The organism is Bordetella genomosp. 7 (assembly GCF_002261265.1).
Classification (GTDB): Bacteria; Pseudomonadota; Gammaproteobacteria; order Burkholderiales; family Burkholderiaceae_B; genus Bordetella_A.
Window position 1 is genome coordinate 159,010 of record NZ_NEVK01000003.1, and the last position, 25,709, is coordinate 184,718.

Here is a 25,709-nt window from a genome sequence, read left to right on the forward strand (position 1 = left end):
GGACGGTCAGGCCGTTGCCGGCCGCATCGCACGATAACAAACGCCAGGGCATCGTAAAATGCCGGCTCGGCACCCCGTAAACCCCGCAATTGTTACATACCCCACGGTTTTTCTCATGACTAATCAACCTTCCGCCCCCTTGACGTACCGCGACGCCGGCGTCGATATCGATGCCGGCGACGCCCTGGTCGACCGCATCAAGCCCCTGGCTGCGCGCACCATGCGTCCCGGCGTGCTGGCCGGCATAGGCGGATTCGGCGCCTTGTTCCAGGTGCCCGGGAAGTACCGCGAGCCGGTGCTGGTGTCGGGCACCGACGGAGTCGGCACCAAGCTGCGGCTGGCCTTTGAATGGAACCGCCACGACACCGTGGGCATCGACCTGGTCGCCATGAGCGTCAACGATATCCTGGTGCAGGGTGCCGAGCCGCTGTTCTTCCTGGACTACTTCGCCTGCGGAAAGCTGGCGGTGGACACCGCGGCTGCCGTGGTCGGCGGTATCGCGCGGGGCTGCGAACTCGCCGGTTGCGCCCTGATCGGCGGCGAAACCGCCGAAATGCCGGGCATGTATCCCGATGGCGAATACGACCTGGCCGGCTTTGCAGTAGGGGCGGTGGAAAAGTCCGAAATTCTCGACGGCAAGTCGATTCAGCCGGGCGATGTGGTGCTGGGCCTGGCGTCCAGCGGCGCGCATTCGAACGGCTATTCGCTGGTGCGCAAGATCATCGAGCGGGCCGGCGCACGTGCCGACCAGGATTTCCACGGCCAGCCGCTGGCCGACGTGGTCATGGCGCCCACGCGCATCTACGTCAAGCAGGTGTTGGCGGCCATGGCGGCGCATCGCGGCGGCATCAAGGGGCTGGCGCACATCACCGGCGGCGGCCTGCTCGAGAACGTGCCGCGCATTCTGCGCGCCGGCCTCTCGGCCCGGCTGCATCGCGATGCGTGGCAAATGCCGCAGCTGTTCCAGTGGCTGCAGCAGCAGGGCAACGTGGCCGATACCGAAATGCACCGCGTCTTCAACTGCGGCATCGGCATGGTGATCGTGGTCGCCGCCGACCAGGCCGACGCAATTGCCGCCACCTTGACGGCGCAAGGCGAAACAGTCAGCCGCCTTGGCGAGATCGTCGACCAGCAGCCCGGCATGGCCCCGACCGTGGTGGTCTGACGGGCATAAATGGCGTGCGCGGTGCCCGCAGGCGCTTGGGCCGCGCCGTGCACACAGCAGGCGGTGTCTGACACCTTCGGAGTCAGACACCTGGTTGAGAAGCTGACGTTGATGACGGTACCCTGTTCGGTGTCTGACTCCGAAGTGCACTGACCTCACAAAGTTTCGGTGTCTGACTCCGAAGGTGTCAGACACCCTCCGGCAAGCATCAGGCGCCGAAGCGCGCCACGCGGTTCAGGCGCGGTCGGGCTCCGCGCCGATGTTCAGGGCTGCTGCCACGGCATCGACTGCGCGGGCCGCCGCGTCGGCCGCCAGGCAATCCACGATGGTTCGTTGGGGCTGGGCGCGCAGCCAGGTCAGCTGGCGTTTGGCCAGTTGCCTTGTGGCGGCGATGGCCTGCTCTCGGGCCGCGGCCAGATCTGTCGCGCCGTCCAGATGCTCCCACATTTGCCGGTAGCCCACGCAGCGTATCGATGGCAGCCCGGGATGCAGGTCGCCCCGCGCATGCAGGGTGCGCACCTCGTCCAGCAGGCCGCGCGCCAGCATGGCGTCGAACCGTTGCGCAATGCGCGCATGCAGCGCGGCTCGGTCAGACGGCTCCATGCTGACGGTGACGTACCGGTACTCTGACGAAGGGTCCGTCCGGCCTGGCCGGCCGGTCAACAGCGCCGACATGGGTTGGCCGCTCAGTATGCAGATTTCCAGTGCGCGCTGGATGCGTTGGCTGTCGTTGGGCGCCAGGCGCGCCGCCGTCGGCGGATCGAGCGCGGCGAGCTCGGCATGCAGCGCCGGCCACCCCAGCCGACCCGCCCTGTCTTCGAGTTCGGCGCGCAGCGTCGGGTCCGCCTGCGGCAGGTCGTCCAGGCCGTCGCGCAACGCCTTGTAGTAGAGCATGGTGCCGCCGGCCAGCAGCGGCATGCGGCCGCGCGCGCGGATATCGGCGATCAGTCGCAGCGCATCGGCGCGGAACTCCGCCGCCGAATACGATTGCGCGGGGTCGCGGATGTCGAGCAAATGTTGCGGCACCCGGGACTGTTCGGCGGGCGTAGGCTTGGCCGTGCCGATATCCATGCCGCGGTAGATGGTGGCCGAATCGACGTTGATGATTTCTATCGGCCAGCGTTGCGCAAGCGCCAGTGTCGCCGCGCTCTTGCCGGCCGCGGTGGGTCCGGCCAGGCAGATGATGGGCGCGCCGGCGTTCATGAGGGCATGGCCGCTGCGAGCGGGCAAGTCAGATGATCGGGCATGGCTATTGCCCGCGCAGGAACAGTTTGTCGAGGTCGGATAATGACCACTGCACCCATGTAGGGCGTCCGTGATTGCACTGATCGGCGCGCTCCGTCGTTTCCATCTGGCGCAACAGCGCGTTCATTTCTTCGATGGTAAGGCGGCGGTTGGCGCGCACCGAACCATGGCAGGCCATGGTGGCCAGGAGTTCGTTGCGCTGCTCGGTCATCAGGCGCGATACGCCCACGGTGGCCAGGTCGCGCAATACGGCGCGCGCCAGCGTTTCGATGTCGCCGCGCGCGAGCAGGGCGGGTACGGAGCGCACCGCGATCGACGCGGGCCCCGACGGCCGCATGTCGAACCCCAGGCCGGCGAGCTGTTCCTGGTTTTCTTCGACCAGCGCCACGTCCTTTTCGTGCGCGTGGAATACCACGGGCACGAGCAAGTCCTGGCGGGGCAGTTCCCGGGCATCCAGTGCATTCTTGAGCTGTTCGTACACCACCCGTTCGTGCGCTGCATGCATGTCCACCAGCACCAGGCCCCGGCGGTTCTGCGCCAGAATGTATATGCCATGCAGCTGCGCCAGCGCCATGCCCAGCGGATGTTCCTCGTCCATCGGCAGCGAGGCCGGCGCCGGCTGCGGTTCGCGCGTGGTGGCGGCTTGCGGGGGCGGCGCCGCATCGAGTGGCCGGTACAGCGAGCGCCAGTCGGCGGCGGGCACGCCGGCGGGTTCGGCATGCAGGCGGAATGGCACCTGGGTGTGCGGGCGTGCGGCGCGCCCATCCGTCGACGTCTGCGCATGGGGGCGATCATGCGTCGGGGCAAGGGGTTGTTCGCCCGGCACGAGACGCCGCGCGTCAGCCGCGGTTTCCGCGGCCGGCTGCGCTGGCAGCGCGGTTGCCGGGGCCGCGACGGCCGAGGCGCCGCCAGTCTGCGCCAGCGCCTGCGCCACCACCTGGCCCACGAACCGATGCACCGCCCCGCTGTCGCGGAAGCGCACTTCGTGCTTGGCCGGATGCACGTTGACATCCACGGCGCCGGGGTCGATATCCAGGTACAGCACATAGGCCGGCTGCCGGTCGCCATGAAGCACATCGGCATAGGCGGCGCGCAATGCGTGGCTGACCGTGCGGTCGCGCACAAAACGCCCGTTGACGTACAGGTACTGGCGGTCGGCCCGCGCACGGGCCGCGGTGGGGCGGGTGATCATGCCGGCCAGGCTGATGGCGCCGGCCGCGGCGCTGAGCGGCAGGCCATGCTCGACGAATTCGGCGCCCAGCACGTCGCGGATACGCTGCCCCGCGTCGGCGGGCAGCCACTGGCGTTGCGCGCGGTCGTGGTGAAACAGCCGGAACGCAATGCCGGGATGGGCAAGCGCGATACGTTCCAGCGCGTCGACACAGTGGCCGAACTCGGTGGCTTCGGCGCGCAGGAACTTGCGTCGCGCCGGCACGGAATCAAACAGTTGGCGCACGTCCACGGTGGTGCCCGGCGGGCCGGATGCGGGGGTCACCTGAAGGCTGTGGCCGTCGATCTGCCAGGCGTGCTGCGCCTGGCGCGTGCGCGAAATCAGCGTAAGCTGCGCCACCGAGGCAATCGAGGCCAGCGCCTCGCCGCGAAACCCCATAGAACCGACGGATTCCAGTTCGTCCAGCGAGCGAATCTTGCTGGTGGCATGGCGGGTCAGCGCCAGCGGCAGTTCTTCGGGCGGGATGCCTGCGCCGTCGTCAGTGACGGCAATGCGCCGGATACCGCCGCCTTCCAGCCGCACCTCGATGGCACGGGCGCCGGCATCAATAGCGTTTTCGAGTACTTCTTTCAGCACCGACGAAGGCCGTTCGATGACTTCGCCTGCGGCGATCTGGCTGATCAGCAGGTCGGGCAGGGCGGCGATCGCGCGGCGTTCTGACATGGAATGCGGCTGGGTGGAATCGGGCATGTGGTGATTTTAGCCGCCCGCCGGCGCGGGCCCGCCACGAGGCGCCGACGGACCGCCCGCGGGCCTTGCGCTATAGTCTGCACGCCCGGTGTCATGATCTACGGTAACGGCATGCTCGACTTTCTTCAGATGGTGCTGCACATCGACCAGGCGCTGGGCGTCTGGGTGCAGCAGTATGGCGCGGGTGTTTACCTGGCGCTGTTCGTGATTGTTTTCGCCGAGACCGGGCTGGTCATCGCGCCATTCTTGCCGGGGGATTCGCTGCTGTTCGTCGGTGGCGCGTTCGGGGCCACAGGCGCGCTCGACCCCTTGTGGCTGGGCGGGTTGCTCATGATGGCGGCAGCCGCGGGCAATACGGTGAACTACTTCATCGGACGCGCCATCGGGCCGCGCGTGTTCAGTCAGAACGCGCGCCTTCTGGACCGCGCCGCGCTGCTGCGTGCGCGCCTGTTCTGCAGAAGGCACGGCGGCAAGGCCATCGTGATGTCACGCTTCGTGCCCGTGGTACGCACGTTCGCGCCGTTCGTGGCGGGCGTGGGCCGCATGAACCTGCTGCGCTTCCAGTTGTTCAATGCAGGGGGCGCGGCGCTGTGGGTGGGCGGGCTGGTTGCGGCAGGGTATTTTTTCGGCAATATCCCGCTGGTCAGAGATCACTTGAACACGATCGTGCTGGCGGGGCTGGCGGCGGCCATGGCGCCGGTGACGGGCGCGGCATTGTTCAGGCTGGCGCGAGCCCGCCGCTTGCGAGACTGACCGGGCGCGACAAGCGCGCTTATTGCTGTGCCGGCGGGTTGCCGGTCTTGGGCCAGTAAGTGCCGAACGTCCACAGGTTGAGTTCCGGGTCGCGGCACGAAAATTCGCGGCTGCCGAAATCGGTGTCGGCGATTGCCCTTTCGATGTGCGCGCCCGCACCCCGCAGGGTTTCGTATAGGGCGTCGGCGTCGTCCACCGCCAGGTACAGCGAATCGGTGCGGCGTCCTTCCAGGCTGCCGACCAGTTGGCTGTACGCATGATCGCGATGCTGGCCCAGCATCAATATCGACGATCCGAAGGCCAGTTCGGCGTGCACGACCACGCCGCCATGCCGGTACACCACATGTTCCGTGAAACCCACTGTGTCGACCAGCCACTGGATCATCCGTTCGGCGTCATTGCATAGCAGGGTGGGAAAAAGACGCGGCGGCTCGCTGGCAGGCGATGTCATGATCAGTCTCCGGCTGGGGAAATGATGTCAGTCGTCGGCTCTGCGTCCGCGCGCGTCTTGCGTCTTGGACGATTATTTTGCGGGCGCTAGCTGGCGTCGGCAATATGCGCGATGGGAGGATTGGCAACGAAGTATTGCTGGATGCCCGTCATCATCGCCTCGGCCAGTTTCTGCTGGTGGCTGGAAGAGCGCAACAGCGCTTCTTCGCGCGGATTGCTGATGAACGCTGTTTCAACCAGGATAGAAGGGATGTCGGGAGCCTTGAGCACCGCGAAACCCGCTTGCTCGACCTGGCGCTTGTGCAGCCGGTTGATTTTCTTGATTTCGTCCAGGAAAGCCGCGCCCAGCCGTAGCGAATCGTTGATCTGCGCCGTGGTGGACAGATCAAGCAGCACCTTGGCGACGTTTTTGTCGTGGCTGCCCAGATTGACGCCGCCTATCAGGTCGGCGGCGTTTTCTTTGTTGGCCAGCCAACGTGCCTGCGTGCTCGAGGCGCCCCGCTGTGACAGCGCAAATACCGACGAGCCGCTGGCGGTGGGCTTGATCCACGCATCGGCATGGATGGAAATGAACAGGTCGGCGCGCACGCGGCGCGCCTTCTGGACGCGCACATGCAGCGGCACGAAATAGTCGTCGTCGCGCGTCAGGTAGGCCCGCATATTGGGCTGTGCGTCGATCAGCGTTTTCAGGCGCCGGGCAATGCGCAGCACCACGTCTTTTTCGCGCAGGCCGCTCTTGCCGATGGCGCCCGGATCTTCGCCGCCATGGCCGGGGTCCAGCGCGATGGTGAGCATGCGCTTGCGGCGCGCCGGACGGGCGGGCTCGGGCGCCGGCTTGGGCATGGCGATGGCCGGCGGCGGTTCCTGCCCCTGCGCCTGCGGGGCGGGAGCGGGGGGCGCGCCGGGATTGCGTGCGATGTCTTCGAGAATGCGCGCCAGCGGATCGTCGACGTCGGGGCCGGCCTGCTTTTTCAGCATCGCCATCAGGGGGTCTTGCGCCACCTTGGGATACAGGTCGAGCACCAGGCGGTATTGATAGTCGCCCACCGGCTTGAGCGTGAATACCTGGGGCGCCACGCCCTGTTTCAGGTCGAAGACCAGGCGCACGACATTGGGGCGGTTCTGCGCCACCCTGAGCGCCTGGATGTACGGGTCGTCGGGGCGCACCTTGGAGATCAGCTGGTTCAGCGCGCTGCTGACTTGCAGGCCTTCCAGGTCGACCACCAGCCGGTGCGGATTTTCCAGCGTGAAATGTTCTGCCTTGAGTTCGCTGTCGAGTTCAAGGGTGACGCGGGTGTATTCCTCGGCCGGCCAGGTGCGCACGGCCAGGATGGTGGCGGCGCTGGCCAGCCGCGGCAGTACGGGAAGGACGAGCAGCGTGGTGGCGACGCTGATCAGGCGTCGGCGCTGGGCGCCGCGGGAGGAGAGGGCGCCTGGGGCGTTGGGACAATCGCGTTCAACCATGTTTGTCCTCGGGCGGTATGGGCGGTGAGGGTGGCATCGCGGCCCGGGCCGGCATAGGCCAGGGAAATCTGCATGTCCGGAGGGGGTAATAAGCCTTCGGCACGCTCGGGCCATTCGATCAGGACAACCGCGTCATCGCGCAGCAAATCGCGAAAACCTGCGTCCAACCATTCGCGCGGATCGCTAAATCTATAAAAATCAAAGTGATAGAAGTATAAGTTAGAAACTTTATAAGATTCAAGCAGGGCATAGCTTGGGCTCTTGATGCGGCCCTGGATGCCGCATGCACGCAACAGTGCCCGGGTGAACGCGGTTTTGCCTGCGCCCAGGTCGCCCTGCAGATGAATGCGCCCGCCTGCCGGCAGGCCGCCCGCGCCACCCACCAGCGGCGCAAACTGGCGCGCCAGCGCCTCGGTGGCGGCCTCATCGGGCAAATGCAGGGTCAGGTTGCGCGGCGGAACGGACATGGCGTGGGCGGAGTGGTAAAACGGATGGACGTGCCCGGATTATAGGTAGCCAGGCGGTCTGCTATCATCGTATTGATTTTTATTCTCGTTTGAGCTCGGCTCGCGGCGTTCGTTCCGTGGGCGATCCCAGGAAGCCTCCGACATGAAAACCCGTATCGAGAAAGACACCTTTGGTCCCATTGACGTTCCCGCCGACCATCTGTGGGGCGCCCAGACGCAACGCTCTTTGCAGTTCTTCGCCATTTCAACCGAGCGCATGCCGGCGCCGCTGGTACACGCCATGGCCAGCCTGAAGCGGGCAGCCGCCAAAGTCAACGCCGATCTGGGCGAGCTCGACCGCCAAATTGCCGACGCGATCGTCAAGGCGGCCGATGAAGTCGTCGCCGGCAAGTGGCCCGACGAGTTTCCGTTGTCGGTCTGGCAGACAGGCTCGGGCACGCAGAGCAACATGAACATGAACGAGGTGCTGGCCAACCGCGCGTCCGAGTTGCTGGGCGGCGAGCGAGGCGAAGCGCGCAAGGTGCATCCCAATGACCACGTCAACCGCGGGCAATCGTCCAACGACACCTTCCCCACGGCCATGCATGTGGCCGCGGCGCTGCAGATCGAACATCACCTGTTGCCGGCGCTGAAGGCGCTGCGCGGCACGCTGGCCGCCAAGAGCGCGGCGTTCTACGACATCGTGAAAATCGGCCGCACGCACCTGCAGGACGCAACGCCCCTGACGCTGGGGCAGGAATTGTCCGGGCACGTCGCGCAGCTTGACCTGGCCGAACAGCAATTGCGCGCAACGCTGCCCGGACTGCACCAGCTGGCCATCGGCGGCACGGCGGTCGGCACGGGGCTGAACGCGCATCCCGAATTCAGCGCGCGCGTGTGCGCCGAACTGGCGCACGACACCGGATCGGCCTTCGTATCGGCGCCCAACAAGTTCCAGGCGCTTGCGTCCCACGAGGCCTTGCTGTTCGCCCACGGCGCGCTCAAGGCGCTGGCGGCCGCGCTGATGAAAATCGCCAACGATGTGCGCTGGCTGGCCAGCGGACCGCGGTCGGGCCTGGGTGAAATCAGCATTCCCGAGAACGAGCCGGGCAGCTCGATCATGCCGGGCAAGGTCAACCCCACCCAGTGCGAAGCCATCACCATGCTGGCCGCGCAAGTCATGGGCAACGATGTCGCCATTAACATAGGCGGAGCCAGCGGCAATTTCGAGCTCAACGTATTCAAGCCGCTGGTGATCCACAACTTCCTGCAATCCGTGCGCCTGCTCGCCGACGGCATGGCAAGTTTCGACCAGCACTGCGCCGCCGGCATCGAACCCAACCGCGAACGCATCGCCGAACTCGTCGAACGCTCGCTGATGCTGGTGACCGCCCTGAACCCCCACATCGGCTACGACAAGGCCGCCCAGATCGCCAAAAAAGCGCACAAAGAAAACCTATCCCTCAAAGACGCCGCACTGGCCCTGGGCTACGTCACAGAAGAACAATTCGCGCAATGGGTCGTACCGTCCGCAATGACAAACGCCGGCAGGTAGGGGCGGCGCACGTTGTCGGTTGGGAACAGCGCGGAGAGGCGGAAGGTGTCTGACACCCCTGTCGGGGAGTCAGACACCGGCCCGGCCCCGGCTCCGGCCCCCGTACCGTCGGCAATGACAGACGCCGGCAGGTGGGGGTGAGGTACGTCGTCGGTTGGGAGCAGCGCGGAGATGCGGAAGGTGTCTGACACCCCTGTCGGGGAGTCAGACACCGATCTCGCCGGCTCCGGCACCGGCCCAGGCACCGACCGCAGCGCCAGCCCCAGCACCCGCCACCCCTTCATACTCCCGCCATCCCGCTTCATTTATGCCTGCGCGGGCCGCGGGGGGCGGCGCGCGCGGGCGGCCCTGTACTGTCTTTCCTTGCACCCTGCTGGAGCCTAATGGGGCAAGAACTCCACTCTACCCGGCGTTGTGGGTCATTGAGATTCTGCGAGTCTGGGTGGGGGCGGGGGCGGGCGGAGGCGCCTCGGGGCCGGGCCCGGGCGCGCGGGGCGCCCGGACGGCACCGTGAAGCCGATGCCCGCCCCCGCCCCCACCCAGACGCCCCACAACCTCAACTCCCCACCTCAACTCCCCACCTCAACTCCCCACCTCAACTCCCCACCTCAACTCCCCACCTCAACTCCCCACCTCAACTCCCCACCTCAACTCCACCCTCACCCCCCACCGCCATCCAAACCGGCACCGTCACCACCGACAGCAGCGTCCCCAGCGAAATCAACACCGACACCATCCGCCCGTCTCCCCCCATCCGCATCGCCAGCACATAAGCCGCCGACGCAGTGGGCAACGCAGCGAACAGCAGCAGCATGCGCGCCTCGCCCGGCGGCAGGCCGCAGAACCTGGCCGCTCCCAGCGCCGCCAGCGGCAACAGCACCAGCTTCACCGTCAGCACCCACGCAATCAGCCGGCCCTGCCCCTGGCCGCCTTGCCAGAACAGGCTGGCGCCCACGCACAGGATGCCCAGAGCCAGCGACGCCGCCCCCAGGCGCGCCAGCACCGTATCCACCGGCCCCGGCAACTGCAGCCCCGCCAGATTGCCCGCCAGCCCCAGCACCGTAGCCATCAGCAGCGGATTGCGCAGCAGCTCGCGCAGCACCCCATTGCCGCCATGGCGCGCCAGCCCATACACAGCCGCGATATTTGCAATAGGCACCGCAAAGCCGACGATCAGCGCCATGGTCGTCTGCCCCTGCGCGCCACCCAGGCTGGCCGCCAACGCCAGGCCGATATAGGTATTGAAGCGGAACCCGCATTGCGCGGCGGACGCCAGCGCCAACGGTTGCGCGCGCAGGGCGCGTCCGCCCAGCCAGGTCAGCGCGATGCCTGCTCCAAGCACCAGCGACGTGGCCTGCAACAGGGTCAGCGCCGCCCCCGCGCTGATGGGCGTGCGCAGAATCGCCTGGAACAGCATGGCGGGGAACAGCACGAAATACACCATGCGCTCGGTGCCGGCGAAAAACTCGCGGGTAAAGCCCAGTTTGTGGCGCAGCAGCCAACCCAGGGCGATGAGCAGGAAATCCGGCAGGACGAGCAGCGCAACCGACATGAAAATCCGAAAAAATTGGGGAAACTACCGCAAATCCCACCCGCGCCAGGCGCCGATTTGCTGATATTCTCCACGAATTCGGCAGAGCGCGCGCACGACCGATAAACCGGTTTTTATATACTTCGCCTCACCCGATTCACGGCACGCGGCCTACCGGCCGTACGCCGATGCCTGCACCATCGGCCTCAACAGGGGCCCGCACTTGGAGGAAATACAACAATGATGATCAAAGCACGTACCCTCGCCACCGCTGTCGCGATGGCCTGCGGCCTGGCCGCCACGTCCGGCGCCGTGGCCGCCGACGCCTATCCGAACAAGCCTATCCGCGTCATCGTGCCGTTCGCGCCGGGCGGGTCCACCGACATCATCGCGCGCCTGGTCACCCAGCGCATGAGCCAGGAACTGGGCCAACCGATGGTGGTTGAAAACAAGGGCGGCGCAGGCGGCGCCATCGGCGCGGCGGAAGCGGCCCGCGCGGCGCCCGACGGCTACACGCTGTCGATCGCCACCGTGTCCACCATGGCGGTCAACTCGGCCTGCCGTCCGGACGATCTGCCCTACGACCCCATCAAGGACTTTCAGCCGGTTACCAATTTCGCCAACACCGCCAACGTGGTGTCGGTGAATCCCAAGTTCCCCGCCAAGGACTTCAAGGGCTTTCTCGAAGAGCTGAAGAAGAACCCCGGCAAGTACTCGTACGGCAGCTCGGGCACGTGCGGCGTGCTGCACCTGATGGGTGAATCGTTCAAGATCGCCACCGGCACCGACATCGTGCACGTGCCCTACAAGGGGTCGGGTCCGGCCGTGGCGGACGCGGTCGGCGGCCAGATCGAGATCCTGTTCGACAACCTGCCGTCGTCCATGCCCCAGATCCAGGCGGGCAACCTGCGCGCAATGGCCATTGCCTGGCCCGAGCGCATCGACGCCATCAAAGACGTGCCCACCTTCAAGGAAGTGGATTTCGCAAAGCTGAACCAGCCGGTCTGGTACGGACTGCTGGCGCCCGCGGGCACGCCCATGGACATCGTCAACAAGCTGCGCGACGCCGCCGTGGTGGCCCTGAAAGACCCGAAGGTCGTCCAAGCGCTCGACCAGCAGGGTTCGGCGCCGTCGGGCAACACGCCTGAAGAGTTCGCCAAGGAAATCAAAGAGCAATACGACTGGGCGAAAGACATCGTCAAGCAGAGCAACATCACGCTCAACTAAGCCGCATGCAGGCCACGCGGGCGTCGCGGCGCCCGCAACGTGGTCGAGCGTTACGGGCGCCCCTGGGGCGCCCGTTTTTCATGGGGCCAGCGGAAACTGCTGCTCGAGCTCGGCGCAGGCCTGGCGCAGGCGTTCGATGAGTTCTCGATGCAGCGCCGAAAGCGGGTCCTGGGTGCGCGTCAGGATGCTGAGCGGCACCTTGAGCGGCGGGTCCAGGCGACGCACCACCATGCCCGGCCGCAGCATGGCGCGGACGGTAATGGCGTCCACAATGGCTTCGCCGCAACCGGCCTCGGCCAGGGCGCAGGCCACATAATGTGTCTGCACCTGGATGGCGACTTCCGGATCCAGGCCTTGCGCATCCAGCGCCATCTGCAGCAGCGACCCCGACGCATCGCGAGCATCCAGCAGGATGAGCGTATCGTGCATCAGGTCGGCCAGCCGGGTACTGCCCCCGCCGGGCTTGCGGCCCAGGTGCACGAGTTCGGTATGGCCCAGCGGCGCGCGTGTCAGGCCGGGGTAGTCGTGCATATCGAACGTCACGGCCACATCGAGCTCGCGCGCCAGCAGCCCCTGCACCAGTTCCGCGCTGTGATGCGTGTGGATGTCGAAGGTGATGCCGGGCCGCGTGTCGCGGCTGGCGCGCACGACCTGCGGCAGCAGCCCCAGACCCAGCGCCGGCGCGCAGCCCACCCGCAGGTGGCCGTTCGGGCGTTCGCGCAGGTTCGCCGCCAGGCGGCGCAGGCTGCTCAGGTCCTGGTTCAGTCGCGAGACTTCCGGGGTCAGGATCTCGGCCTCGCGCGTGGCCACCAGCCGGCCCTTGACGCGGTCGAACAGTTTGAAGCCCAGCTGGGCCTCGGCATGCGCCAGCAGCTTGCTGGCGGCCGGCTGTGAAATGTGCAGCGCCGCCGCGGCTTCTGTCAGCGAACCGGTGCGGCGTATGGCTTCGAAGATTTCTATGTGGCGCAGGCGCATGGGGCAATCATAGGCGACACAGGCAGCGTGACGCATTCTATTGCGATAATGGCCGTGGCGGCCGCCAGCCGGCGCCGCGCAACCCTGGAGGCCAGCCATGCGCATTCGATTCTGGATAGGGATAGGCGCCGCATGCGCCGTGTGGGGCGCGCCCGGTTGGGCGCAGCCCGCCGCGCACGAAAGCCTCAACCCTGAAGCGGCCTCGGGCTACGTGGCCAGGCAGGCGGTGACGGCGCAGCGGTACATGGTGGCAACCGCCAACCCGCTGGCCACCGAGGCGGGCTACCGCATGTTGCGCGCAGGGGGCAGCGCCGTGGATGCCGCCATCGCGGCGCAATTGGTGCTGGGCCTGACCGAGCCACAGTCGTCGGGCCTGGGCGGCGGCGCGTTCATGGTGCACTATGCCGCACGCGACGGCCGGATGCGTGTCTACGATGCCCGCGAGTCCGCGCCGGCGGCCGCGCGCGCCGACCGCTTCATGCGTGACGGCAAGCCGCTGCCGTTCAAGCAGGCCGTCAACAGCGGCATGTCGGTCGGCACGCCGGGCCTGCTGCGCGGGTTGGAACTGGCTCACGCGCAACAGGGCAAGCTTGCGTGGCGCACGCTGTTCCAGCCTGCCATCGAGCTGGCCATTCAAGGTTTCGAAGTGTCGCCGCGCCTGCATGCCATGCTGGCCGAATCGCGCGACGAATTGCTGGCGCAGCCGGCGGCGGCGCGTTATTTCCTGGGGCCGGACGGCCGGCCGTGGCCGGTAGGCCACGTGCTGAAGAACCCCGATTACGCCGCCGTGCTGCGGCGCGTCGCCGACAAGGGTGCAAGCGCGTTCTATCACGGTGACATTGCGCAGGACATCGTCGCGGCGGTGCGCGCCCACGCAACCCCCGGCGACCTGAGCGTGGCCGACCTGGCCGCCTACCGTGCGCGTACGCGCGAGCCCGTGTGCGGCCTGTATCGCGGCTACCGCCTGTGCGGGCCGCCCCCGCCCAGCAGCGGGCCGCTCGCCGTGTTGCAGATGCTGGGCATCCTGGAGCATTTTCCGATGGCCAAGCTGGGGCCGCGCAGCGTGCAGGCGGTGCATTACTTTGCCGAGGCGGGCCGCCTGGCGTTTGCCGACCGGGGCTTTTATGTGGCTGACCCGGAATTTGTCCGGGTGCCGGTAGAAGCCATGCTGGACCCGGCATACTTGGCCCGGCGCGCCGCGCTCATCCACCCGGACCGCGCGCTGGGCACGGCGCTGCCGGGCGATCCGGCGGGCTTGCTGGCGCTGCGCGGACACGGCAATGCGCTGGAAGTGCCGTCCACATCGCACATCGCGGCGGTCGACGGGCAGGGCAATGTGCTGTCCATGACCAGTTCCATCGAATCCGCCTTCGGCAGCAAGATATTTGTGCGCGGCTTCCTGTTGAACAACGAGCTGACCGACTTTTCGCTGTCGGCGCAAGACCCGGAAGGCCGGCCCGTCGCCAATCGTGTGCAGGCCAACAAGCGACCGCGCAGTTCGATGGCTCCCATGATCGTGTTGCGCGACGGCAAGCCGTACATCGCGGTGGGCTCGCCCGGGGGCAGCGCCATCATCAACTATGTGGCCAAGACGCTGGTTGGCGTGCTGGACTGGAAGCTGGACATCCAGCAGGCGATTGCGCTGCCCAACATGGGCAGCCGCAACCAGGCCACCGAAGTCGAGCGGGGCACCGCGCTACAAGACATGCTGCCGGCGCTGCAGGGCATGGGTCACGAGACCAGGGCCGTGGACTTTCCCAGCGGTATACAGGGCATCGTCATCGACCAGGGCCGCCTGGTGGGCGGCGCCGATCCGCGCCGCGAAGGGCTGGTGATGGGCGATTAGCGCGCGCCGCGGATCTCTGCGTCGTGCTCGCCCAGGGCAGGCGGCGGGCGGCGCAGCGACGCAGGCGTGCGCGACAGCTTGACAGGCGAACCCACGCCCCGGTAGTCGCCGTCTTCCCACACCATGTCGCGATGCCGGGTGTGGGGGTGGTTCAACACGTCTTCCACGGTCTGCACGGCCGCAGCGGGTACGCCCTGGCGCAGCAGCTGTTCGGCCAGGCGGGGGGCGTCGTGGCCGGCCAGCAGCGCCGACAGCTCCGAACGCAGCGCCTGGCGATGCAGCAGGCGGTCTGCGTTGCTGGCGAAACGGGCATCGCCGGCCAGTTGCGGGGCCTGCAGGGCCTGCGCCAGCGCGGCGAACTGGCGGTTGTTGCCCACCGCCAGGAAAATGGGCCCGGTGCGCGTGGGCAGTGTCTCGTACGGCGCGATGTTGGGATGTGCATTGCCGGTACGGGCAGGCACCTTGCCGCTGAAAAAATAATTGGACGCATGCGGGTGCAGCAGCGAAATCGCGCAGTCGTACAAGGTGATGTCCAGGAACTGCCCCAGGCCGCTGCGGGCGCGCTCGTTCAGGGCCAGCAATACGGCGACGGCCGCGTTCAGGCCCGTGACCATGTCCACCACCGGCAGGCCCACGCGCGTGGCGGGGCCGTCCGCGTCGCCGTTGACGCTCATCAGGCCGCACATGGCCTGCGCGCAGGCGTCGTAGCCGGGCAACCCGCCCAGCGGGCCGTCGGCGCCGAAGCCGCTGACGCGGCAATGAACCAGCCGTGGAAATTCCTGGCTCAGCGTGTCGTAGCCCAAGCCCCATTTTTCCAGTGTGCCGGGCTTGAAGTTTTCCACCAGCACATCGGCGTCGGCGAGCAGCCGGCGCAGCAGTTCCTGGCCCGCCGGCGCCGACAGGTCGAGCACCATGCCGCGCTTGCCGCGATTGACGCCTACAAAGTACGACGCCGTATCGCCCAGAAACGGCGGGCCCCATCCACGCGTTTCGTCGCCGGCCGGCGGCTCGATCTTGATGACATCGGCGCCATGGTCCGCCAGCAATTGGGTGCAATAGGGGCCGCCCAGCACGCGCGACAGGTCGATGACCCGGCAGCCCGCCAGCGCGCCGGCCGTCAATGTGGAAACAGGCATATACCGCTCTCCTTCAGTCCAGCGACACGCCGGCGTCCCGGATGACGGCGCGCCACTTCGGCACCTGCTCGCCAATGAAGTCGGCCAGGCCCTGCGGTGTCTGATCCTGCGCGGGCACGATGCCTTGCTTGTGCAGCGCCTCTTTAATCGATGGATTGGCCAGGGCTGCGACGAACGCGCGGTTGAGTTGCGCCACGATTTCGTCGGGCGTGCCGCGCGGCGCGACAATGCCGAAGAACACGCTGACGTCGTAGCCGTCGAGGCCCTGTTCGGCCAGGGTGGGCAGCTGCGGCAGGGCATCCGAGCGCTGTGCGCTGGCCAGGCCTATGGCGCGCAGCGAGCCGGCCTGCACGTGCGGCAGGGCGGTGAGAATGTCGGTGAATGACATGGATACCTGCCCTCCCAGCAGGTCGTTCAGGGCCGGCCCGGTGCCCTTGTAGGGCACATGCAGAATCTGCGTGCCCGCCATCTTGTTGAACAGGATGCCCGCCAGGTGCGACGATGCGCCGTTGCCTGATGACGCGTAGCTGAGCTTGTCCGGATTCTCTTTTGCATAGGCGATCAGCTCGTCCATGTCGCGTGCGGGGACCGACGGGTGCACAACCAGGATATTGGGCAGGTGCCCGATGCGCACGACCGGCGCATAACTTTTCTGCGGATCGTATTGCTGGTTCTTGTACAGGCTGACATTGATAGCCAGCGGCCCGGATGTGCCGAACAGAATGGTGTAGCCATCAGGCTTGGCATGGGCTACGTATTCGGCGCCGATATTGCCGCCGGCGCCGCCCCGGTTTTCGACGACGACGGTTTGCCCCAGCTGGTCTTTCAAGGCATCGGCCAGCCGGCGGGCCAGCGCGTCGGTGGGGCCGCCGGGGGGAAACGGCACGACCAGCGCCACGGGCCGGTCGGGATAGGTTGGTGCGGCCGTCGACGGCAGGTGGCACAGTGCGGCGGCGCTGGCCAGGGCTAGGCAGAACAGGCGGCGGTGCATGATGGTCTCTCCAGGTTGGTGGGGTGCGCTCTCGCCCGTGGGGCGGGTCGGAGCACGTTGTTGTAGATGGCCGGCGCGCGGCCGACCCTCGGGCGTCGTGCCAGCCTACAGTGCGTAGGCCAGCACGGCGCGGCAATCGTCGTCTTCGTCGGCCGGCACCTCGCAGGGGTCGCGCGGCATCAGCCGGTGCCGCAACACCAGATCGGCCAGCGTGGCGCGGCTGGCCAGGCCGGGCGCGCCCGCCTCGCGCCGCAAGGCGGCGACCGACAGCGCGTGGTACAGGCCCGATGCAGCCTGGCGCGCCAGATCGGGGCGGTCCTGCAACGCGGCATGGCCGGCCAGCGCGAATGCGCCATCGAATGCACGCGACTGCGCATCGGCCAGCGCGGGGTCGCACGGCGCCCCCTCGCGCAGCAGGCTTTCCGTGTGCCGGCGCAGCGCCTGCAGCGCTTCGGTCTTCTTGATCGCGCGCAGCACGTCTAGCGCGACGATATTGCTGGTGCCTTCCCAGATCGAACCCAGGTGCGCGTCGCGCACCAGGCGCGCTTCGACGAATTCTTCGATGTATCCGCATCCGCCACGCACCTCCATGGCGTCGCCCGTGACCTTGCGCGCGTCGCGGCAGGCGCGAAACTTGATCAGCGGCGTCATGATGCGGGCCAGCACGGCGGCATCGGCATCTTGTTCGGCGCGGGCCAGCGCCGCAGCGGTCTGGTACATGACGCTGCGTGCCTGCTCGGCCCAGACGATCATCTTGGCCAGTTGCCGGCGCATCAGCGGCATGTCGACCAGGCGCTGGCCGAAGGCGCGACGATGCTGCGCGAAGTACACGGCCTCTGTCGCCGCGCGCCGCATCAAGCCGGCGGCGCGCATGCCGTTGGATAGCCGCGAATTGTTGATCATGTCGGCCATCTGCTGGAACCCTTTGCCACGCTCGCCCACCAGCCAGGCTTGTGCGCCCTCCAGCCGGATTTCGCCGCTGGCCATCGAGCGCGTGCCCAGCTTGTTCTTCAGGCGCAGAATGCGATAGGCGTTGTGCGTGCCGTCGGGCAAGTCGCGCGGCAGCAAGAACAGCGACACGCCCCCGAGGCCGGGCACGTCTTCGCTGCGGGCCAGGACCATGGCGTAGCCCGCGTCGGGATTCGAGCAGAACCACTTATCGCCGTACAGGCGCCACGTGCCGTCGTCATCCTGCTCGGCGCGGGTGGCTGTCGCACTGACGTCGGAGCCCGCGCCTTGTTCGGTCATGAACATCGCGCCCTGGCGCAGGGTGTCCAGGTCTTGGGCAATCACGTCGGGCAACACGCGTTCGACCAGTGCACGGTCGCCATAACGGCGCAGGGTGCGCGCCAGCGAGTCGGTCATGCTGACCGGGCAGCACAGGCCGAACTCGGCCTGCACGAACACATGGCTCAGCGCGTACTTGGCGGCCGGCGGCATCGCTTCCGGCCAGCCCAGCACGCCGCCGCGATGCGAAAGCGCCGCCAATCCGAACTCTTCATATGCCAGGCGCTCCAGCTCGACATACGCCGGGTGTTTGTCAATGCGAGACTCATCCTGGCCGGCGCGCGTGCGCACCGACAGAGTAGGCGGATTCCGGTCGGCCACGGCGGCCAGTTCGTCGATCGGGCCGCCGGCCAGCGCGCCCAGCCGCTCCAGGTGGGGCAACAGGTGCTTGTACAGCGCCGGCGGCAGGTACAGGGCGCACAGGGGGGCCGCATAAGGATCGGCGCAGAACAGGTTCAGGCCCCGGGAGTCGGGCACATCCTGCGGGATGGCGGAGGATTCTGGCATGGCGGGCTCGGGCAAACATTCGAAGCGCCATGGTCACGCAGGTTATCTATCTATACAAATACTGATTTTATGGTCAACAATACATCGTAAATATCAATCCGGCCTGGCATGCGGCACTCAAATGGATCTTGAACCCCGACTGCTGCGGTATTTCATCGCGGTGGCTGAAGAACGCCATTTCAGCCGCGCCGCGGCGCGCCTGCATTTGTCGCAGCCGCCGCTGAGCTACGCCATCCGCCAATTGGAAAGCACGCTGGGCGTAAGACTGTTCGAGCGCACCAGCCGGCACGTGGCCCTGACGGACGCGGGGCATGTGCTTTATCGCGAAGCCCAGGCGCTGCTGCGCCAGTCCGAAGCCATCGGTACGCTGGTGCAGCGCGTGAACGCCGGGTTGCGCGGACGCCTGCGCATCGGTTTTGTGGGGTCGATGTTGTATCGCGGCATGCCCGACCTTCTGGCCGCGATGAGGGCGGCGCTGCCGGATGTAGAGCATGTGCTGACTGAACTGAATTCGCACGACCAGATCGAGGCCGTACGGCGTGGCGAACAAGACCTGGGCTTTATCCACGCCAATCCCGCGCCGCCCGAGGTCTGCACGCTGGACCTGGTGGCTGAACCCTTTGTGCTGTGCGTGCCCGCGGCGCATCCGTTGGCGAAGCGCCAGCGTGTCCGCCTGGCGGCGTTGGCAGGCGAGGACTTCATCTTTTTCGCGCGCGCGGCCTCGCCCAGCTACTACGAGACGGTGCTGTCGCTGTGCGTTACGGCCGGCTTCCACCCGGCCGTGCGCCACGAAGTGCGCCATTGGCTGAGCGTGGCCGCGCTGGTGTCGCAGGGCCTGGGCGTTTCCATTGTGCCGGCCTGCCTGGCGCGCAGCCGGCTGGCCGGCACGCGATTCATCGCGTTCGACCATGAAGCGCGTTCGGTCAGCCGGGCCATCTGGTCCGCGCAGGCGGCATCGCCCCTGCTGCAGCGCGCGGTGGAGCTCATGCGCCGCCACTATGGGCTAGTGACGGCAGGGGACTGAACTGCCCGCGCGGGTGCTTCGCGAAAGCGATGCTGCGGCGCAGGATGAAAAGTCGTTGACAGGGGGTGCCTCTTTGTTCGAGTATTTGTCCAGACAAACTAACAAACTAGACAAAGGAGGCAATATGGAGGTCATGGCCGTCGGGCCCAAGCGGTATCGCTTCAGTTTTGGCCGCTATCTGGAAGAGTTCGAGGTGGGCGCGGTGTACGAGCACCGGCCCGGCCGCACGCTTACGGACGCCGACAACATCCAGTTCTCGTTGATGACGATGAACTTTCATCCGATGCATTGCGATGCCGCCTACGCCGGCAAAAGCGAATTCGGCAAGCTGCTGGTCAACAGCGGGCTGACGCTGGCCGTGGTGCTGGGCATGACGGTGGCCGATATCAGCGGCAAGGCGATTGCCAACCTGGGGTGGAAAGAAATCAACCTGACCGCGCCCGTTTTCGCAGGCGACACGCTGTACGCAGAGTCCGAAGTGCTCGAGCTGCGGGAATCGCGCAGCCGGCCCACGCAGGGCATCGTCACGACCCGCACCCGCGCCTTCAACCAGGACGGCGTGGAGGTCATGAACTTCATCCGTTACAGCCTGGTGCCCAAGCGCGGGCACGGCGTGGGCGACCAATAAGCATTACATGCCCGTTTGTGCGCGGGCGCCGCCCGCGTTGCATTGCAGTACTCACCAGAGGAGGTATTGCCATGTCGTATTCATTGTTGCGCCGTGCGGCGCTGCTGTTTGCGCTGCTGTCGCCATTGAGCTCTTACGCAGTCGAGATGGTGTTGACGTCGGAAGTCGCGGCGTCGCACTGGAAAACCAAGTACATGAACGAGTTTGCGCAGGACGTTGCCAAGCGCACGAACGGCGCGGTGCAGGTCAAGGTGTTCCCGGCCTCGCAGCTATACAACGACCAGGATGGCCTGGCCGCCATCGGCACGGGCGCCGTGCACATGGTGTGGCCGGTGTCGGTGCGGCTCGAGACGCTGGATGCCGGGCTGGGCTACGTGAACCTGCCGTTCGGCCTGTCGGACAAGCTGATGGAGAACCAATGCTTTGCCAGCGGCCTGACGGAACTGATATCCGACCGCCTGAAATCGCGCCAGCTGCAGGTGCTGGGGCTGCTGCGCACCGCCGACCTGTTCTTTATTTTTCGTGACCGCGATGTGAAGTCGCTGGCCGACATGCAGGGCGCCAAGCTGCGCGTGACGGGCGGCCGCATCTTCCTGGACATGGTGCGCAGCTTCGATGCAAGCCCCGTGTCGATGGCCGCGTCGGAAATGAGCACGGCGCTGGCGCAGGGCGCGATCGACGGCGTGCTGACGTCGCCGGCCGGCTGGGCCGAGATGATAGGCAAGACCGGCAAGTACGCGTTTCATGTGCCGGGTATGTCATTGGCCACCTATGCCGTCGTGGTGGACCGCAACTGGATGGACGCGTTGCCTGCCGACCAGCGCCAGGCCGTGGTCGACAGCCTGAACGACATTATCAAGCGCCAGTGGGATGAGGCGCGCGCCGCCGATGCCAAGGCTGTAAAGCAGATGGAAGCGCAGGGCTCGGTGTATCGCGTCGCGGACGATGCCGCCGCGGCGGAATGGAAGGCTCGCGCCGACACCGCGAAGAAGGTCTATACCGACAAGTACGGCGACGTGGTCAAGCAGGTCGACGCCATCGCGCAAGGCTGCGGAGTCTGACATGGACGCTCTCATCCAGTCGGCGCGCGACTGGTCGGGGGCCCGCGGCCTGCCGCTGGACGGGGATGATCTGCCCGATCTTGCCATGGCCGTGGCCGGGCTGGCCGCGACGCTGCAGGAAGAAGCGGCGCTGCTGGCCATGACAGAAGTGGCGGCGCCGTTCGGGCAGGTGTTGCGCAGCCTGGCTCCCGAACCATGGCCGGACGCGCCCGCGCCGGCCGATGCGCCGGCCCGGCGCGGCAGCGAAGCATGGGTGCGCGACTGCCTGGCGCAGATCGAGCGCAGCGCGCCCGGTCGGCTGGCGTGGGTGGATATCGATGCCGACGCCGCGCTGGCGCAAGCCCGCCAGCGCGATGAAGAATACCGGCAGGGCGGGCCATGCGGGCCGCTGCATGGCATGCCGGTGGGCATCAAGGACATGTTCGACCGCAAAGGGCGCGTGGCAGGCTGGGGCACCCGCCTGCGCGATGGCAGCGCGCCGGCCGGCGCCGATTCCGCAGTGGTGGCGCGGCTGCACGCCGCAGGCGCCGTCGTGCTGGGCGCGCAGCACATGGCCGAGTTTGCCATGTCGCCCACCGGCTGGAATGCCACCCTGGGGCCCGGCCGCAATCCCTGGGACATAGGCCGCGTATCGGGTGGCAGCTCCAGCGGGGCCGCGATGTCGGTTGCGGCGGGGCATGTGCCTTTGGCGATAGGCTCGGACACGGGCGGATCGGTGCGCCTGCCCGCGGCCTTGTGCGGCCTTACCGGCCTGAAACCCACCCAGCATCGCATCAGCGTGGCGGGCGCCATGCCGCTGTCGCCCAGCCAGGACTGCATCGGACCGCTGGCGTGGTCTGCCGAGCTGTGCGGCCATGCGTACCGCGCGCTGGCCGGCGCCGATGCGGCCGACCTTTCGTGCGTGGACGCGCCGGCCACCCTGGGCGATGCGCCCCGCGCCTTGCGCGTGGCCGTGCCGCGCTGGCGCGACGATGACCCCATGTCCGCCGACATGCGGCGGGCCCTGGACGAGGCGGTGCGCGCGCTGCGCGACGCGGGGGTCGAGTGCCATCCCGTGGCCTCTCCGTACCCGCTGCTGCAGCGGGCCGGGCAACTGGCTTCTATCGTGCTGGCGGTGGAAGCCGCCGCCATGCACCGGCGCTGGCTGCACGAGCACGGCGACGGTTACGGGCGCCAGGTGCGTCGCCGCATCGCGCGCGGCCTGCTGGTGTCGGGAGCGGACTACTGCAATGCCCTGCGCCTGCGCGCGCCCTTTCTGCGGCATTACCTGAATGCCGTACAGGGCGGGGCCGATGCCCTGCTGCTGCCGTGCACGCCCGATGTCGCGCCAAGGGTCGACGACACGCACGGGCCCGACCAGGCTCGCCTGGAACGCGAATTCGCGCTTTTGTCCTCGTGGACACGCGGCATCAACTACCTGGGCCTGCCGGTGCTGACCCTGCCGGCGGGCGCCGGCGCCGGCGGCCTGCCGCTGGGCATGCAGCTGGTGGGCCCGCCCTTGGGCGAGGACAGGGTGCTGGCGCTGGGCAGGCTGTTCCAGCGCACGACGACATGGCATGCGCGCCGTCCGGCGCCCGGCATGCAAACAGGCGGATCAACCGCCGCGACGGAGGCGACATGAAGACGATCTGGAGCAAGGCGGCGCCCTGGTGCGCCGCCCTGGCGATCTGCTGGGGTGGCGCGGCCGGGGCCGCAGAAATGATCATCACCAGCGAAATTCCGCTGGCCACCAACCCCAGCCCGTATATCGAGCAGTTCATTGCCGAGGTTGACAAGCGCACCGACGGCGCAGTCAAGGGCAAGTACTTTCCGGCTTCGCAGCTGTACAACGACCGCGACGGCCTGGCCGCGCTGGGCACCGGCGCCCTCCACATGGTGTGGCCGGTGTCGTCGCGCCTGGAGCAGTTCGACGCGCGCGTGGGCGTGGCCAGCCTTCCGTTCGCGCTGACCACCGAAGAAATGACCAATGCGTGTTTCGCCGAGGGCTTCACGCGCATGATCTCCGGCTATCTGGAGCCGCGCGGCATGCAGGTGCTGGGCTTTCTGCGCACGGCCGACCTGATCTTCCTGATGAAAGACCGCGACATCCGCCAGGTTGACGACCTGAAAGGGCAGAAGGTCAGGGTGATAGGCGGGCAGATCATGCTGGATGCCATGCGTTCGGTGCAGGCCAGCCCCATCTCGATGGCGGCGTCCGAAATGTCTGCCGCGCTGTCGCAGGGAGCCATCGATGGCGCCATGACCTCGCCCGCAGGATGGGTAGACGTGCTGGGCAACACGGCGCGCTATGCCACGCTGGCTCCCGGCATGGGCCTGGCGACCTCGGCCGTGACAGTGGACAAGATGTGGCTCGATGGCTTGCCGGGCGACCAGCGCAAGATCATCCAGGACGTGCTGGCCGAGATCATCGCGCGGCAGTGGCAGGAAACCGTCGCCAAAGACCGCCAGCTGATCGACAAGATGGTGGCGCAGGGCGGCCATTACCGCGTCATGGAGCCGGCCGAAGTCGACAAGCTGAAGGCGCGTTTCGTGGCGGCGGGCGAGGGCTTCCGCAGCAAGCATGCCGATGCCATCGTGCAGCTGGAGAAAATCCGCAAGGAGTGCGTCAATGATGGCAAGTGACCTGAATTCGGCTTCTATACCCGCAGCGCCCGCCGCGGCGCGCGTGGCGCCCGTGTTCGGCCGGCTGGGCTGGATATCGCGCCTGGTGCTGGCGTTGGCCACCGCCCTGGCGCTGGGCGCCACGGGCATCATGATCCTGGAAGGCTTCAGCCGGTATGTGCTGGATGTCAGCTATTTCTGGGCCGAAGAATCCGTGCGTTTCCTGATGGTGTGGGCGTTTTTCCTGACGCTGGGCATCGCGGGTTTCCGCCACTGCCATATTCGCACCGAACTGCTGGTGCAGCGGCTGCCGCCGCCCGTGCAGCGCGCGGTCTGGCTGCTGACCTGCCTGGCGGGCATGGCGTTCGCCTTCATCCTGGCGTATTCGTCCATTCCCCAGGTGCAACGGTTCTACACCATGGGCATGGTGTCCGAGTCATCGCTCGAACTGCCGATGTGGCTGTTGTTCCTGGCCATGCCGGTGGGCGGCCTTGCGCTGTTCGTGTATTACGCGTGCGCCGCCTGGTATGCCTGGCGCTGGGGCGATCCGTTCGTGCCCGAGGCTGCAGAAGACGAACCCGATGCCGGCGTCGTGGCCGCCATCTCTGGCAAGGAGCCGCTGCTATGACACTGGGACTTTCGGTTTTGGGCCTGCTGGTGCTGCTGGCCCTGGGCGCGCACGTGGGCACGGCCATGGGCCTGATGTCCAGCGCCATGGTGATGTCGGTGGACGGCGTGCCCCTGACCGTCGTGGCGCAGACCGCATTCAAGTCCATCAACAGCTACCCGCTGATGGCCATACCGATGTTCGTGCTGATGGGCAACCTGATGATGCGCGGCAACATCGTGGCGCTGATGATCGAGCTGATCGGCAGCGTGGTGCGCTGCGTGCGCGGCGGCCTGGCGCTGACGGTGATGCTGGCCTGCGTGTTCTTCGCGGCGGTATCCGGGTCCAGCGTGGGGTCGGCAGCCGCCATCGGCGCGGCCACGGTCGATGGCCTGAAGCGCGAGAATTACCCGCCGCGCTTCTCGGCGGCCCTGGTGGCGGTGGGCGGCACGCTGGGGCTGATGATTCCGCCTTCGCTGGGTTTCATCCTGATCGGCTCCATCGTGGGCCTGCCCGTGGACCGGCTGTTCGTGGCCGGCATCGTGCCCGGCCTGATGGAAGCCGCGCTGCTGTTGCTGACCACGGCCTGGATGACGCGGCGGGGCGGCTACGGCGCCACCACGGTCAAGCCGGATTTCGCCGGCTTCGTGAAGCGTCTGCCGCGCGCCTCGGGCGCGCTGTCGATGCCCGTGCTGGTGCTGGGCAGCATCTACCTGGGCATTTTCACCCCCACCGAAGTGTCGGCCGTGGCCGCCGGCTATGCGGCGCTGCTGTGCGTCGTGGTGTACCGGACCATGAATTGGCGCACGGTCTGGCAGGTGTCGCAGGAATCCATCCTGCAATCCACCATGATTTTCATGGTGGTCATGGGAGGCAGCCTGATCGGCTTCATCCTGGCGCGCATGGGCGTATCGGCGTCGCTGATCGGCTTCATGGAACGCATGGACATGTCGGCCTGGCAGTTCCTGCTGCTGGCCAACGCGGTGCTGCTGTTGCTGGGCATGTTCCTCGATGGCGTGGCGATGATCGTGCTGACGGCGCCCTTGCTGTTTCCCATGGCCACGCACCTGGGCGTTGACCCGGTTCACTTTGCCGTGATCATGGTCGCCAACGTCGAGATCGCGACGCTTACGCCGCCCATCGGCCTGAACTTGTTCGTCATGAGCGGCATCGCGCGCATTCCGGTCGAGCAGGTGGCGCGCGGCGTGGTGCCGTTCTATGTCACCCGCCTGGTGTCGCTGGCGTTGATTACCTTTGTGCCCGCGTTGTCGCTGGTGCTGCTGGATTGA

At 67.1% G+C, this 25,709-nt stretch carries 22 protein-coding genes; 12 read left to right on the forward strand and 10 right to left on the reverse strand.

Annotation, left to right across the window (positions count from 1 at the left end; translation table 11 throughout):
* Positions 1-115 precede the first annotated feature (115 nt).
* Positions 116-1,165 (forward strand): phosphoribosylformylglycinamidine cyclo-ligase, encoded by a 1,050-nt coding sequence (purM, locus tag CAL19_RS03075; protein WP_094795999.1) that lies wholly within the window; start codon positions 116-118, stop codon positions 1,163-1,165.
* Between the two features lie 234 nt (positions 1,166-1,399).
* On the opposite strand, the gene miaA is transcribed toward purM, so the two are convergent.
* The gene (gene miaA / locus CAL19_RS03080) at positions 1,400-2,368 is read right to left on the reverse strand and encodes a tRNA (adenosine(37)-N6)-dimethylallyltransferase MiaA (RefSeq protein WP_026640938.1); all 969 of its coding nucleotides are present in this window, start codon (positions 2,366-2,368) and stop codon (positions 1,400-1,402) included.
* A gap of 46 nt (positions 2,369-2,414) precedes the next feature.
* Positions 2,415-4,304, reverse strand: a complete 1,890-nt coding sequence (gene mutL / locus CAL19_RS03085) for a DNA mismatch repair endonuclease MutL (protein WP_094796383.1) — start codon at positions 4,302-4,304, stop codon at positions 2,415-2,417.
* Positions 4,305-4,442: 138 nt separating this feature from the next.
* Here mutL and CAL19_RS03090 point away from each other — a divergent pair, with 138 nt between their 5' ends.
* Positions 4,443-5,084: a VTT domain-containing protein gene (locus CAL19_RS03090; protein WP_094796384.1), complete on the forward strand. Its 642-nt coding sequence runs from the start codon at positions 4,443-4,445 to the stop codon at positions 5,082-5,084.
* A gap of 19 nt (positions 5,085-5,103) precedes the next feature.
* On the opposite strand, the gene CAL19_RS03095 is transcribed toward CAL19_RS03090, so the two are convergent.
* From CAL19_RS03095 to tsaE, 3 genes are all read right to left on the reverse strand, one after another.
* Positions 5,104-5,535, reverse strand: coding sequence for a VOC family protein (locus CAL19_RS03095; RefSeq protein ID WP_026640935.1), 432 nt, complete (start codon positions 5,533-5,535; stop codon positions 5,104-5,106).
* Positions 5,536-5,621: 86 nt separating this feature from the next.
* Positions 5,622-6,998 (reverse strand): N-acetylmuramoyl-L-alanine amidase, encoded by a 1,377-nt coding sequence (locus CAL19_RS03100; RefSeq protein ID WP_026640934.1) that lies wholly within the window; start codon positions 6,996-6,998, stop codon positions 5,622-5,624.
* Positions 6,929-7,465, reverse strand: coding sequence for a tRNA (adenosine(37)-N6)-threonylcarbamoyltransferase complex ATPase subunit type 1 TsaE (gene tsaE / locus CAL19_RS03105; protein WP_094796000.1), 537 nt, complete (start codon positions 7,463-7,465; stop codon positions 6,929-6,931). Before tsaE ends, CAL19_RS03100 begins: the two co-directional genes overlap by 70 nt.
* Positions 7,466-7,607: 142 nt before the next feature.
* On the opposite strand from tsaE, the gene fumC reads away from it, so the two are divergent.
* Positions 7,608-8,999, forward strand: coding sequence for a class II fumarate hydratase (fumC, locus tag CAL19_RS03110; protein WP_026640932.1), 1,392 nt, complete (start codon positions 7,608-7,610; stop codon positions 8,997-8,999).
* 634 nt (positions 9,000-9,633) lie between these two features.
* Here fumC and CAL19_RS03115 read toward each other — a convergent pair.
* The gene (locus CAL19_RS03115; protein ID WP_094796001.1) at positions 9,634-10,551 is read right to left on the reverse strand and encodes an AEC family transporter; all 918 of its coding nucleotides are present in this window, start codon (positions 10,549-10,551) and stop codon (positions 9,634-9,636) included.
* A gap of 222 nt (positions 10,552-10,773) precedes the next feature.
* Here CAL19_RS03115 and CAL19_RS03120 point away from each other — a divergent pair, with 222 nt between their 5' ends.
* Complete coding sequence (locus CAL19_RS03120; RefSeq protein ID WP_026640930.1) at positions 10,774-11,757, forward strand: tripartite tricarboxylate transporter substrate binding protein BugE; 984 nt, start codon at positions 10,774-10,776, stop codon at positions 11,755-11,757.
* Between the two features lie 78 nt (positions 11,758-11,835).
* Here CAL19_RS03120 and CAL19_RS03125 read toward each other — a convergent pair whose 3' ends face one another.
* Positions 11,836-12,732 (reverse strand): LysR family transcriptional regulator, encoded by an 897-nt coding sequence (locus tag CAL19_RS03125; RefSeq protein WP_026640929.1) that lies wholly within the window; start codon positions 12,730-12,732, stop codon positions 11,836-11,838.
* A 97-nt stretch (positions 12,733-12,829) separates the two neighbouring features.
* Between CAL19_RS03125 and ggt the strand changes: the two genes are divergently transcribed.
* On the forward strand, positions 12,830-14,578 hold the full coding sequence (ggt, locus tag CAL19_RS03130; RefSeq protein ID WP_094796002.1) for a gamma-glutamyltransferase: 1,749 nt from the start codon (positions 12,830-12,832) through the stop codon (positions 14,576-14,578).
* Here ggt and CAL19_RS03135 read toward each other — a convergent pair.
* The 3 genes from CAL19_RS03135 to CAL19_RS03145 form a co-directional block, all read right to left on the reverse strand.
* Complete coding sequence (locus CAL19_RS03135) at positions 14,575-15,714, reverse strand: CaiB/BaiF CoA transferase family protein (protein ID WP_094796003.1); 1,140 nt, start codon at positions 15,712-15,714, stop codon at positions 14,575-14,577. The two genes, ggt and CAL19_RS03135, sit on opposite strands and share 4 nt — an antisense overlap.
* A 13-nt stretch (positions 15,715-15,727) precedes the next feature.
* Entirely contained in the window at positions 15,728-16,705 is a 978-nt protein-coding gene (locus tag CAL19_RS03140; protein WP_094796004.1) for a Bug family tripartite tricarboxylate transporter substrate binding protein, read from the reverse strand.
* Between the two features lie 105 nt (positions 16,706-16,810).
* Positions 16,811-18,499: an acyl-CoA dehydrogenase family protein gene (locus tag CAL19_RS03145; protein ID WP_094796005.1), complete on the reverse strand. Its 1,689-nt coding sequence runs from the start codon at positions 18,497-18,499 to the stop codon at positions 16,811-16,813.
* 121 nt (positions 18,500-18,620) lie between these two features.
* On the opposite strand from CAL19_RS03145, the gene CAL19_RS03150 reads away from it, so the two are divergent.
* The 7 genes from CAL19_RS03150 (at position 18,621) to CAL19_RS03180 (ending at position 25,709) form a co-directional block, all read left to right on the forward strand.
* Entirely contained in the window at positions 18,621-19,523 is a 903-nt protein-coding gene (locus CAL19_RS03150; protein ID WP_094796006.1) for a LysR family transcriptional regulator, read from the forward strand.
* A gap of 124 nt (positions 19,524-19,647) precedes the next feature.
* The gene (locus CAL19_RS03155; protein WP_026640923.1) at positions 19,648-20,151 is read left to right on the forward strand and encodes a MaoC family dehydratase; all 504 of its coding nucleotides are present in this window, start codon (positions 19,648-19,650) and stop codon (positions 20,149-20,151) included.
* 71 nt (positions 20,152-20,222) lie between these two features.
* Complete coding sequence (gene dctP / locus CAL19_RS03160) at positions 20,223-21,212, forward strand: TRAP transporter substrate-binding protein DctP (protein ID WP_026640922.1); 990 nt, start codon at positions 20,223-20,225, stop codon at positions 21,210-21,212.
* A gap of 1 nt (position 21,213) precedes the next feature.
* Complete coding sequence (locus tag CAL19_RS03165; RefSeq protein ID WP_026640921.1) at positions 21,214-22,833, forward strand: amidase; 1,620 nt, start codon at positions 21,214-21,216, stop codon at positions 22,831-22,833.
* Positions 22,830-23,834 carry a TRAP transporter substrate-binding protein DctP gene (dctP, locus tag CAL19_RS03170; RefSeq protein ID WP_094796007.1) on the forward strand — a complete coding sequence of 335 codons (1,005 nt, stop codon included), beginning with the start codon at positions 22,830-22,832 and terminating at the stop codon, positions 23,832-23,834. The genes CAL19_RS03165 and dctP (CAL19_RS03170) overlap by 4 nt, the downstream gene beginning before the upstream one ends.
* Positions 23,821-24,441, forward strand: coding sequence for a TRAP transporter small permease (locus CAL19_RS03175; protein WP_051423878.1), 621 nt, complete (start codon positions 23,821-23,823; stop codon positions 24,439-24,441). The genes dctP (CAL19_RS03170) and CAL19_RS03175 overlap by 14 nt, the downstream gene beginning before the upstream one ends.
* The gene (locus CAL19_RS03180; RefSeq protein WP_094796008.1) at positions 24,438-25,709 is read left to right on the forward strand and encodes a TRAP transporter large permease; all 1,272 of its coding nucleotides are present in this window, start codon (positions 24,438-24,440) and stop codon (positions 25,707-25,709) included. The genes CAL19_RS03175 and CAL19_RS03180 overlap by 4 nt, the downstream gene beginning before the upstream one ends.

What these genes read in the sequence shown, in the direction of transcription:
- CAL19_RS03140 (WP_094796004.1), bottom strand. Translation starts at nt 16,705, where the DNA reads ATGCACCGCCGCCTGTTCTGCCTAGCCCTGGCCAGCGCCGCCGCACTG.
- CAL19_RS03135 (WP_094796003.1), bottom strand. Translation starts at nt 15,714, where the DNA reads ATGCCTGTTTCCACATTGACGGCCGGCGCGCTGGCGGGCTGCCGGGTC.
- CAL19_RS03145 (WP_094796005.1), bottom strand. Translation starts at nt 18,499, where the DNA reads ATGCCAGAATCCTCCGCCATCCCGCAGGATGTGCCCGACTCCCGGGGC.
- CAL19_RS03180 (WP_094796008.1), top strand. Translation starts at nt 24,438, where the DNA reads ATGACACTGGGACTTTCGGTTTTGGGCCTGCTGGTGCTGCTGGCCCTG.
- CAL19_RS03150 (WP_094796006.1), top strand. Translation starts at nt 18,621, where the DNA reads ATGGATCTTGAACCCCGACTGCTGCGGTATTTCATCGCGGTGGCTGAA.
- dctP (WP_094796007.1), top strand. Translation starts at nt 22,830, where the DNA reads ATGAAGACGATCTGGAGCAAGGCGGCGCCCTGGTGCGCCGCCCTGGCG.
- CAL19_RS03120 (WP_026640930.1), top strand. Translation starts at nt 10,774, where the DNA reads ATGATCAAAGCACGTACCCTCGCCACCGCTGTCGCGATGGCCTGCGGC.
- mutL (WP_094796383.1), bottom strand. Translation starts at nt 4,304, where the DNA reads ATGTCAGAACGCCGCGCGATCGCCGCCCTGCCCGACCTGCTGATCAGC.
- tsaE (WP_094796000.1), bottom strand. Translation starts at nt 7,465, where the DNA reads ATGTCCGTTCCGCCGCGCAACCTGACCCTGCATTTGCCCGATGAGGCC.
- CAL19_RS03090 (WP_094796384.1), top strand. Translation starts at nt 4,443, where the DNA reads ATGCTCGACTTTCTTCAGATGGTGCTGCACATCGACCAGGCGCTGGGC.
- dctP (WP_026640922.1), top strand. Translation starts at nt 20,223, where the DNA reads ATGTCGTATTCATTGTTGCGCCGTGCGGCGCTGCTGTTTGCGCTGCTG.
- CAL19_RS03100 (WP_026640934.1), bottom strand. Translation starts at nt 6,998, where the DNA reads ATGGTTGAACGCGATTGTCCCAACGCCCCAGGCGCCCTCTCCTCCCGC.
- CAL19_RS03155 (WP_026640923.1), top strand. Translation starts at nt 19,648, where the DNA reads ATGGAGGTCATGGCCGTCGGGCCCAAGCGGTATCGCTTCAGTTTTGGC.
- CAL19_RS03115 (WP_094796001.1), bottom strand. Translation starts at nt 10,551, where the DNA reads ATGTCGGTTGCGCTGCTCGTCCTGCCGGATTTCCTGCTCATCGCCCTG.
- miaA (WP_026640938.1), bottom strand. Translation starts at nt 2,368, where the DNA reads ATGAACGCCGGCGCGCCCATCATCTGCCTGGCCGGACCCACCGCGGCC.
- CAL19_RS03165 (WP_026640921.1), top strand. Translation starts at nt 21,214, where the DNA reads ATGGACGCTCTCATCCAGTCGGCGCGCGACTGGTCGGGGGCCCGCGGC.
- fumC (WP_026640932.1), top strand. Translation starts at nt 7,608, where the DNA reads ATGAAAACCCGTATCGAGAAAGACACCTTTGGTCCCATTGACGTTCCC.
- CAL19_RS03175 (WP_051423878.1), top strand. Translation starts at nt 23,821, where the DNA reads ATGATGGCAAGTGACCTGAATTCGGCTTCTATACCCGCAGCGCCCGCC.
- CAL19_RS03125 (WP_026640929.1), bottom strand. Translation starts at nt 12,732, where the DNA reads ATGCGCCTGCGCCACATAGAAATCTTCGAAGCCATACGCCGCACCGGT.
- ggt (WP_094796002.1), top strand. Translation starts at nt 12,830, where the DNA reads ATGCGCATTCGATTCTGGATAGGGATAGGCGCCGCATGCGCCGTGTGG.
- purM (WP_094795999.1), top strand. Translation starts at nt 116, where the DNA reads ATGACTAATCAACCTTCCGCCCCCTTGACGTACCGCGACGCCGGCGTC.
- CAL19_RS03095 (WP_026640935.1), bottom strand. Translation starts at nt 5,535, where the DNA reads ATGACATCGCCTGCCAGCGAGCCGCCGCGTCTTTTTCCCACCCTGCTA.